8 protein-coding genes are annotated in these 8,203 nt (G+C 56.6%); 7 read left to right on the top strand and 1 reads right to left on the bottom strand.

Annotated elements, in window-relative coordinates:
- Window positions 1-459, bottom strand: a 459-nt coding sequence (locus QZ177_RS06520; protein ID WP_294176145.1) for a hypothetical protein, incomplete at its 3' end; no start/stop codon positions are given.
- Between the two features lie 313 nt (window positions 460-772).
- On the opposite strand from QZ177_RS06520, the gene QZ177_RS06515 reads away from it, so the two are divergent.
- The 7 genes from QZ177_RS06515 to QZ177_RS06485 all read left to right on the top strand — a co-directional run bounded on the left by QZ177_RS06515 (window position 773) and on the right by QZ177_RS06485 (window position 8,121).
- Window positions 773-1,039: an HPr family phosphocarrier protein gene (locus QZ177_RS06515; protein WP_006190627.1), complete on the top strand. Its 267-nt coding sequence runs from the start codon at window positions 773-775 to the stop codon at window positions 1,037-1,039.
- Window positions 1,040-1,147: 108 nt separating this feature from the next.
- Entirely contained in the window at window positions 1,148-2,857 is a 1,710-nt protein-coding gene (gene ptsP / locus QZ177_RS06510) for a phosphoenolpyruvate--protein phosphotransferase (protein WP_294176144.1), read from the top strand.
- Entirely contained in the window at window positions 2,857-4,326 is a 1,470-nt protein-coding gene (locus tag QZ177_RS06505; protein ID WP_294176143.1) for a hypothetical protein, read from the top strand. The genes ptsP and QZ177_RS06505 overlap by 1 nt, the downstream gene beginning before the upstream one ends.
- 20 nt (window positions 4,327-4,346) lie before the next feature.
- On the top strand, window positions 4,347-4,586 hold the full coding sequence (locus QZ177_RS06500; RefSeq protein ID WP_009646746.1) for a hypothetical protein: 240 nt from the start codon (window positions 4,347-4,349) through the stop codon (window positions 4,584-4,586).
- A 54-nt stretch (window positions 4,587-4,640) separates the two neighbouring features.
- Entirely contained in the window at window positions 4,641-5,432 is a 792-nt protein-coding gene (locus tag QZ177_RS06495; RefSeq protein WP_294176142.1) for an electron transfer flavoprotein subunit beta/FixA family protein, read from the top strand.
- Between the two features lie 86 nt (window positions 5,433-5,518).
- Window positions 5,519-6,727 carry an electron transfer flavoprotein subunit alpha/FixB family protein gene (locus tag QZ177_RS06490; RefSeq protein WP_009646743.1) on the top strand — a complete coding sequence of 403 codons (1,209 nt, stop codon included), beginning with the start codon at window positions 5,519-5,521 and terminating at the stop codon, window positions 6,725-6,727.
- The gene (locus tag QZ177_RS06485; protein ID WP_294176137.1) at window positions 6,724-8,121 is read left to right on the top strand and encodes an FAD-binding oxidoreductase; all 1,398 of its coding nucleotides are present in this window, start codon (window positions 6,724-6,726) and stop codon (window positions 8,119-8,121) included. The genes QZ177_RS06490 and QZ177_RS06485 overlap by 4 nt, the downstream gene beginning before the upstream one ends.
- Window positions 8,122-8,203 lie beyond the last annotated feature (82 nt).

The following is an 8,203-nucleotide window of genomic DNA, read 5'->3' as shown; positions in this document are numbered from 1 at the left end:
CGCTTCTTCAGCATTTGCCCCAGTTGCCTCGACTTCGTCGGTCGCTTCTTCAGCATTTGCCTCAGCCGCCTCGACTTCGTCGGCCGCTTCTTCAGCAGTTGCCTCGATTGCGTCAACTTTGCCGACTGTCGTCTTGTCGGCATCGGTTTCGTTGGTTTCCTCCGCCTCAGGCTCGCCGCGTATATCGGCAGAAGCTGCAAGACGTTCTTTCTTCAGCAGGCGAGCGTTGTAAAAGGTGACGCCCAAGGATGCTGCAAGTACGAAGATGAGGATGATTGCATAATGCGTTGCCGTCAAGAAGGATGAGATGTTGAGCGTCGCAAAATTCACGAGGAAGGCCATGACTGCGCAGAGAATCAAGGGTTTGTACTTGATGGGGCAGTCAAAGAAAATGGCGATTCGGTGAAGAAAGAGGATACTCGCCGCCATGATGGCGACAGCAAGCAGGAAAAACGTCAATACCTATCACCACGCTTCGTTTCGATAAGTTTTTCCGCAGACGCCTTTGCGTCCGCAGGGGCTGGGGGCTGCTTGCAGAACCCCTGACATTAGCTATTTCGACGCCTATCCTTGAATTCCTGCCGCAGTTTTTGAAAAACTGCTTCGTTAAAGTCTTTTGATAAAATTTTTCTCTGCAAAAAGGGAATGTCGGACGGACGGCGAATATTATACATTAAATAGGATTCACGGGACAGTGCATCTTGTTTGGAAGCTGCGCTGTTTTGGTGATGTGAGGTTTTGCTTTGTTCTTTTTTGGTAAGGAGAGATTCAGATGACAGAGGCAACATTGACGATTGAGAACAAGACGGGAATCCATGCGCGTCCGGCTTCCGTTTTTGTACAGACGGCTGCAAAATTCAAGTCCAAGGTGCAGGTCAAAGCGAAGGGCAAGACGGCGGATGCCAAGAGCATCCTCATGCTCATGAGCCTGGGACTTGCCAAGGGAACGGAAATCACGATTGAGGCGGACGGCCCCGATGAGGCAGATGCTGTGGCGGCTCTCAAAGAACTTATCGTAACGAAGTTCGGCGAGGAGTAATCAGGGAAGCTCCGGGGAGATGTTCGTTTATGCCCCGGAGCTTTTTTATAAGAATTCATCAAAATCGTTGTGCGACATCTGAACGATCCATGAATGGGGGAGAAGCATATGGCAGAAAGTTTGCGCGGCAAGGGCGTCATCGCCGGCATTGCGATCGGCACGATCATGATGGCAGGACAGAACATTGACGGCCACCTTAAAGGATATACGCCCGGCAACAAGGACATTGAGAACCAGAAAATCAAGGATGCCATTAAGGCTGTTGTCGCCGTATTGCAGGAGAATATCAAGACGCTGCAGGCGAAGGGGATGGCGGAGCAGGCGGCTATTCTTGAAGCGCACCGCATGCTCGCTCAGGATCCGATGATGGAAGAAACGATGCACACGAAGATCGAAACGCTCGCGAATGCTCCTCTGGCGGTGCTCGACACGGCGAAGGAACAAGCGGCAATTTTCGAGCAGATGGACGATCCGTATTTCCGCGAGCGCGCTACCGATATCCGCGACGTCGGCAAGCGCATCGCAAAGTACATTCTTGGCGTCAAGGAGCCGGAGATCGGCGACGATCCCGTGATCCTCTGCGGGCACGAGATCGAACCGTCCGTCATCGCCAACATCCCAACGGACAAGATCGCCGGCGTGATCTTGGGACAGGGAAGCACGACATGCCATGCCGTCATCATCGCCAAGGCGCGCGCGATTCCGACGGTCGTCGGCATTGGCGAGCGACTGGCGGAGATCCCTGATGGCGCATGCGTCGTCATCGACGGCGAGCGCGGCGACATCCTCGTGCGCCCCGACGAGGTGACACTGGCGGACTATCGCGAGAAGATCAAGCAGCAGGAGGAGCGCAAGGCGTACTATGCCGAGCTCGCGCCTCTGCCTGCTGTCACGACGGATGGTGTGCGCGTCGAACTGTGCGCCAATATCGGCAATCACATGGACGTTGACGCGGCGCTCACTTATGGTGCAGAGGGCGTTGGGCTGTTCCGCTCGGAATTCGTATTCATGGGCAGGCAGGACATCCCGACGGAAGACGATCAGTTCAAGGCGTATAAAGAAGCCGTCGAGAAGTGCGGCGGCAAGATCTGCGTGATCCGCACGATGGACATCGGCGGCGACAAGCCTCTGCCGTACCTCAATATTCCTCCCGAGGACAACCCGTTCCTCGGTTACCGTGCGCTTCGTATCAGCCTGCAGCGGAAGGATCTCTTCTTGCCGCAGCTCAAGGCGATTCTTAGAGCCGGCGTCTACGGCAAGGCGGCAATCATGGCGCCGATGGTCATCAACGTCGCGGAGTTCAAGAAGGTTCTGGAGTTCGTCGACGAGGCGAAGCTGGAGCTTTCGCACGAGGGAAAGGCATTCTCCGAAAACGTGCAGGTCGGCATCATGGTCGAGACGCCGGCGGCTGCCATCATGACGCCCGAGCTTGCCAAGTACGTCGACTTCTTCAGCATTGGCACGAACGATCTCGTGCAGTACACGCTCGCCGTTGACCGCGGCAATTCAAGCATCTCGTACCTTTATAACCACTTCAATCCTGCCGTCCTGCGCCTCGTCGAGCGCACGGCGCGCGCCGCGAAGGACAATGGGATATGGTGCGGCATGTGCGGCGAGATGGCGAGCGATCCCTACGCTGCCGTCCTCTTGATGGCGATGGGGCTGACCGAGCTCAGTATGAGTGCGCCGTCGATTCCGCGCGTCAAGGAAAAGCTGCGCGCCGTTTCCGCTGTGCAGGCCAAAGAGATCCTCGCCGACGTCATGAAGATGGAAGACGGGGATGAGATCAAGGCGTACCTGCAGAAGGTTCTCGCCTGATGCTGCGCTTTACAGCAAGCAGGAAAAAGATAATTCGAGGTCTGATCGCGGCGATGTTTCTCGCCGCGATTCTCGTTTTTGCCGACCTTTTCGTGTTGAGCCGCAGCGCCGCGCTGATCTTCAACCATGCGATGGCCGAGCAGACGATGCTGCGCGGCACGGTGACGGTAGAGAAGCTGCATGCGAACGTCTTCGGGGAGGTGCGCTTTGAAAATCTCGACTGGAAGGATCCGGAGGGCAATACGATCCTTTTTGTGCCGCGCGGCAGTTTTCGTGCGCGTCCCTACGATGTCCTCACGGGAAATTTGAAGTCGACGACGATTCAGGAGCTGACCTTGGACGGCGCCGTGCTCTCGATGGCCTTGGACGACGACATGCAGTTCGATTTCCTGCGCCATTCGCCGGAACTTGACGCGTTGGAGGAGGCAAGACTCAAGGAGAAGGAGCGCGAGGAAAAGGAACGCGCCGAAGAACGTAGAGCGAGGCGCGAAGACATGACGGAGGCGGAGCTCAAGGCGCTCGGCGAGGCAGCGCGAGCCAAGAGGAAGGAGGCGATGAAGGAGCGCCTGAAAAACTTCAACCGCGAGGGCAAGAAGCTGCGTCTGAAGCTCGATCTCACGAACTGCCGCGGTGAGCTTTTCTATCGTCGCCGCCATTACCTGCTGCAGGGCATGGAAGTACATGCCGACATCAACACGTCAGAGGAAGTCGCCGTCAAGGGATCGGTCGTGGGACTCGGCGGCACGATGAGGGGAATCGGAATGACGCTCAATGGCGCGGTCGATATGCGCGAGGCAGATCGCCCTGTCGCCGACCTTTCCGTGCTCGTCAGCGAGGTCGATCCGAGTTCGTTGGGATTCGGCATGGACATTCGCGACAAGATGACGCTCTCCGTGCGTTTCACCGGGCCTTTGGAAGCGATGGAGGGCAAAGGCTTCGTGCGCATGAAGAAGCTCCGTATCCCGGGCATTGAGTTCAGAAACGTTGAGGGAACGGTGCGCTGGCATGATGCGCGGCTCGACTTCACCGACGTCACGGCGGACGTCTTCGGCGGCAAGCTGTACGCCTACGGCGACTACGACCTCGACACGCGCTATTGGAATCTTTACGGGAAAGGCGAGGGATTGGAAGCGGCGGAAGGCTTCCCGAGCGCATGGCTCGACTGCAAAGTGGAGCTTGACCTCACGATTCACTCGTCGGGCAGTTCGCGGCGCACCCAGTACAGCGGGAGCTTTCGCTCAGGCGCGGGGACGTACCGTTGGGTTGTGCCGTTTGCGAGCCTTTCGGGTACTTTCGACAGTGCGTGGCACGACCTTCGGCTCGGCAACCTTGAGATCGATCTCGGCGATGGTTACCGCGCACGCGCCGAGATGTTCCGCAAGAAGGACGGCAAGACGACGCTCTCGCCGATCGAAATCTACGACGCCGACGGCAAACGCGCCTCTTTTGGCTGGAAGGAAAAGTGGTAGAGGACAGGCGGGGCTGCTGTATGGAGATCACCGTGCAGCAGCCCCGCTTTTTATGCGAGGACAGAATTATATTAGATTTATATCTCGATAAAAGGAAATTATTTTCCGAAGAAGGATTTTCGTCGCGCATAGCGAATACAATAGGCGCAAGGCGGAAAAGCCCTATTTTTTTGCGCCGTGGTCAAGAGGAAACGCGTGAAAAGCAGAATTTTTCCGAAAAAAACCAGAAAAATCTTATTGCCTATTGCGCGGGTTTATAGTATCATAAACGATGTAGGGCTTTTAGCGATGTTATCATAAACGGAGGGGTAATTGTGGAAATTCTCGTATGTATCAAACAAGTCCCGGGCTCGAACAAGGTTGAAGTCGATCCGGTGACGGGCGTCTTGAAGCGCGACGGCGCTGATTCCAAGATGAACCCGTACGACCTGTTTGCTCTCGAGTGCGGCTTGCTTCTCAAGGAGAAGTACGGCGGGCGCGTGAGTGTCATCACGATGGGACCGCCGCAGGCGAAGGCCGTCATTTACGAAGCGTTCGCCATGGGTGCGGATGAAGGCGTCATCATTTCCGACCGCTCGTTCGGCGGTGCGGATGTTCTGGCGACGAGCTACACGCTTTCGCAGGGCATCAAGAAGTTCGGCAAGTTCGACCTGATCATCTGCGGCCTGCAGACGACGGACGGCGATACGGCTCAGGTCGGGCCTGAGGTCTCCGAGGCGCTCGATCTGCCCTGTGTCTGCAATGTCAAGAAGATCAAGGGCGTCGAGGACGGCGGCATCTTGGTTGACATGGAGATGGCGCAGGACGTCGAGCACTTGAAGGTTCAGTTCCCGTGCCTCATCACGGTGCAGAAGGACATCGTGCAGCCGCGTCTGCCGTCGTACCTCAAGAAGAAGGCGACGGAGACGAAAGAGATTCCGATGTTCACGCTTCAGGACATGGCGGACAAAGACAAGAACCATTACGGTCTGAACGGCTCGCCGACGCAGGTGCAGCGCATCTTCCCGCCGACATCCGACAAGGAGCAGGTTTCGTGGACGGGCACAGCGGAAGAAGTCACGGACAAGATTATGGGCATGCTGAAAAAGAAGAAGTTCATCGCCTGATCGTTTGAACCAAGTCGAAGAAACTGCCCGCATGGCGCGAAAGACGCGCCTTGGAGGGAGTCGAACAAGAACTGGAGGAAATGCACATGGGGAAACTCATTGTTCATCAAGACAAAATCACCAGCGCGGAGATTATGGAGGCAGTCATCGCCGTCTGCCCGTTCAATGCACTGGAAAACAAAGACGGCAAACTGGACATCAACGCGGGCTGCAAGCTCTGTAAGCTGTGCGTGAAGAAAGGTCCTGCGGGCGTCATGGAGTTCGTCGAGGATGAAGTGAAGCCCTCGGTCAACAAGGACGATTGGAAGGGCATCGCCGTTTACGTCGAGCATGAGGAAGGCGTGATTCACCCCGTCACGTTCGAACTCATCGGCAAGGCGAAGGAACTCGCGGCAAAAATCAACCATCCTGTGTATGCAGTATTCATTGGCAGCGACATCAAGGGACGCGTCGATGAACTCAGGCACTATGGTGTGGACAAGGTGTTCTGTTGCGACAACCCCGAGCTTAAGTATTTCAAGATCGAGACGTACACGTCGGCATTTGAAGCGTTCATCAACAAGGTGAAGCCGACGGCGATCCTCGTCGGTGCGACCTCGGTCGGTCGTCAGCTTGCGCCACGCATCGCAGCCCGCTTCAAGACGGGACTTACGGCGGACTGCACGATTCTCGACATGAAGGAAAACACGGATCTCGTCCAGATTCGCCCGGCGTTCGGCGGCAACATCATGGCGGAGATTCATACGCCGAACCATCGTCCGCAGATGTGCACGGTGCGTTACAAGATTATGAACGCGCCCGAGAGGAGCGCAGAACTTTCCGGCGAGGTTGAGGAGTTCACGGTGGCGCCCGAGAAGCTCAAGAACCGCGTCGAAGTGCACGGCACGACGAAGAAGCCGAAGGAGCAGAGCATCGAGAACGCCGAGATTCTCGTCGTCGCAGGCCGCGGCGTCAAGAAGAAGGAAGACCTCGCGATGATCGAGGAGCTGGCAGAGCTCTTGGGCGCACAGGTTGCCTGCACGCGTCCGATGATGGAAAGCGGCTGGTTCGATGCGAAGCATCAGATCGGTCTTTCGGGTCGCACGGTTCGCCCGAAGCTCATCATCACCTGCGGCGTATCGGGCGCGATTCAGTTCGTCGCTGGCATGAACAACTCGGAAAACATCATCGCCATCAATTCGGATCCGAAGGCTACGATCTTCGATGTGGCAAACTACGCCATCGTCGGAGACATCTATGAGATCGTTCCGCAGCTGATCGAAAAGATCAAGAAAGGGGAGGCCGTTGTAGCATGAGTAACTACAAGACTTTCGACGAAAAAGACTTCGAGGCTCTTGCCCAGATCGTTGACCGCGAGCGCCTTCTTTGGAAGGATGAGATCAAGGAAGAGTACAGCCATGACGAGCTGAGTGCCGAGGCGCATTATCCGGACGTCGTCGTGCGCGTGCTCTCGACGGAAGAAGTTTCCAAGGTCATGAAGTACTGCTATGACAACAACCTGCCTGTGACGCCGCGCGGCGCCGGCACGGGTCTTGTCGGTGCAGCCGTCGCCGTGCACAAGGGCGTCATGATTGACACGACGCTCATGAACCACTTCCTTGAGCTTGATGAAAAGAACCTCACGCTGACGGTCGAGCCGGGCGTGCTCATCATGGAAATCTATGCTTACGTCGAGCCGCATGGTCTTTTCTACCCACCTGATCCGGGCGAGAAGTCCGCGACGATCGGCGGCAACATCTCGACGAACGCCGGTGGCATGCGCGCCGTCAAGTACGGCGTCACGCGCGACTATGTGCGCGCCTTGGAAGTCGTCATGGCGGACGGCACGGTCATGAACCTCGGCGGCAAGGTCGTCAAGAACTCGACGGGATACGACATCAAGGACATGATCATCGGCTCAGAGGGAACGCTTGGCATCGTCACGAAGGCGACGCTGAAGCTCATCCCGCTGCCGAAGAAGACGGTCACGCTGCTCGTGCCGTTCCCGACCTTGAAGCATGCGATCGATACGGTACCCATTATCATGAAGTCGAAGGTCATCCCGACGGCCGTCGAGTTCATGGAGCGCGAAGTCATCATGGACGCGGAAGAGTTCCTCGGCATGAAGTTCCCCGACAAGACGGCGGACGCTTATCTGCTGCTGAAGTTCGACGGCAACTCGACGGAGGAGATTTCGGGCACTTACGACGATATCGCGAAGATCTGCCTCGATCAGGGCGCGATCGATCTCTTTATCGCCGATACGGAAGAGCGCGAGACGCCGATCTGGAAGACGCGCGGTGCGTTCCTTGAGGCGATCAAGGGTTCGACGACGGAGATGGACGAGGTCGACTGCGTTGTGCCGCGTGACTGCGTCAACACGTTCGTCGAATACGTGCATCAGGTGCGCGAGGACATGGGCATCCGCATCAAGAGCTTCGGACATGCGGGCGACGGCAACCTCCACATCTACATCCTGCGTGACGACATGAACGACGAGCAGTGGAAGAAGAACCTCGGAGATGCTATGGACCGCATGTATAAGAAGGCACGTGAGCTCAAGGGTCTCGTTTCCGGTGAGCACGGTATCGGCTTCGCGAAGATGTCCTACATGGGCGAGAACTATACGCCTGAGAAGATCGAGCTCATGCGCGGTATCAAGAAGGCCTTCGACCCGAAGGGCATCCTGAACCCGACGAAGCTTTTCTAAGGAGCTGCAGTCAAGGTGCATTTACATCTTTGGCGACTAAATGATGAAGTTTTGTGGAAGCTGCAGCTGAAAGCAGCGCTTC

Source organism: uncultured Selenomonas sp. (assembly GCA_905372355.1).
Lineage (GTDB): Bacteria > Bacillota > Negativicutes > Selenomonadales > Selenomonadaceae > Selenomonas.
The sequence above is the reverse complement of the archived record's forward strand: the minus strand, read 5'-3'. Positions and strand labels throughout refer to the sequence as shown.